We start from the raw sequence: 1717 nt of genomic DNA, 5'->3' as shown, positions 1-1717 counted from the left end.
ATTTTGGGTTGTATGGTTAAGTGACTAAGCGTACACGGTGGATGCCTTGGCAGTTGGAGGCGATGAAGGACGTACTAACTTGCGATAAGCCTAGTTGAGCCAGTAAGAGGCGCTTGAGACTAGGATTTCCGAATGGGGAAACCCACCTGCTTGCAGGTATCATATGGTGAATACATAGCCATATGAGGCGAACGCGGAGAACTGAAACATCTAAGTACCCGTAGGAAAAGAAATCAACCGAGATTCCGAAAGTAGCGGCGAGCGAAATCGGACCAGCCCTTAAGCTTTAGTGTAGTTAGTGGAACATTCTGGAAAGTTTGACGACACAGGGTGATAGTCCCGTACACAAAAACTTATCTAAAGTGAAATCGAGTAGGTCGGAGCACGTGAAACTTTGACTGAATATAGGTGGACCATCATCTAAGGCTAAATACTCCCAACTGACCGATAGTGAACCAGTACCGTGAGGGAAAGGCGAAAAGAACCCCTGTGAGGGGAGTGAAATAGAACCTGAAACCGTGTACGTACAAGCAGTAGGAGCCCACTTGTTGGGTGACTGCGTACCTTTTGTATAATGGGTCAGCGACTTATATTTTGTAGCGAGGTTAACCGCATAGGGTAGCCGTAGCGAAAGCGAGTCTTAACTGGGCGCTTAGTTGCAAGGTATAGACCCGAAACCCGGTGATCTAGCCATGGGCAGGTTGAAGGTTGAGTAACATCAACTGGAGGACCGAACCCACTAACGTTGAAAAGTTAGGGGATGACCTGTGGCTAGGAGTGAAAGGCTAATCAAACCGGGAGATAGCTGGTTCTCCCCGAAATCTATTTAGGTAGAGCCTCGGACGAATACTTACGGGGGTAGAGCACTGTTAAGGCTAGGGGGTCATCCCGACTTACCAACCCTTTGCAAACTCCGAATACCGTAAAGTAATATCCGGGAGACACACGGCGGGTGCTAACGTCCGTCGTGAAGAGGGAAACAACCCAGACCGCCAGCTAAGGTCCCAAAGTGTATGTTAAGTGGGAAACGATGTGGGAAGGCTAAAACAGCTAGGAGGTTGGCTTAGAAGCAGCCACCCTTTAAAGAAAGCGTAATAGCTCACTAGTCGAGTCGGCCTGCGCGGAAGATGTAACGGGGCTAAACATACCACCGAAGCTGCGGCTGCGAACTTAGTTCGCGGGGTAGGGGAGCGTTCTGTAAGCGGTTGAAGGTGTACCGGGAGGTATGCTGGACGTATCAGAAGTGCGAATGCTGACATGAGTAACGACAATGCGGGTGAAAAACCCGCACGCCGGAAGACCAAGGGTTCCTATCCCATGTTAATCAGGGTAGGGTAAGTCGACCCCTAAGGCGAGGCTGAAGAGCGTAGTCGATGGGAAACGGGTTAATATTCCCGTACTTGGAATAATTGCGATGGGGGGACGGAGCAGGCTAAGTAAGCATGGCGTTGGTTGTCCATGTGAAAGTGAGTAGGCTGAGAACTTAGGAAAATCCGGGTTCTTAAGGCTGAGACACGAGACGAGCCACTACGGTGGTGAAGTTACTGATGCCCTACTTCCAGGAAAAGCCTCTAAGCTTCAGATTATTTCGAATCGTACCCCAAACCGACACAGGTGGTCAGGTAGAGAATACTAAGGCGCTTGAGAGAACTCGGGTGAAGGAACTAGGCAAAATTGTACCGTAACTTCGGGAGAAGGTACGCTGACATTAGGTGAA

The 1717-nt window shown here is 49.6% G+C and carries 1 rRNA gene; it reads left to right on the top strand.

The annotated features are described in order from the left end of the window. Positions 1-14: 14 nt before the first annotated feature. Positions 15-1717 (top strand): 23S ribosomal RNA (locus HG263_RS22070); the annotation flags it as partial.

It is taken from the genome of Pseudoalteromonas caenipelagi (assembly GCF_013140855.1).
Lineage (GTDB): Bacteria > Pseudomonadota > Gammaproteobacteria > Enterobacterales > Alteromonadaceae > Pseudoalteromonas > Pseudoalteromonas caenipelagi.
The sequence above is the reverse complement of the archived record's forward strand: the minus strand, read 5'-3'. Positions and strand labels throughout refer to the sequence as shown.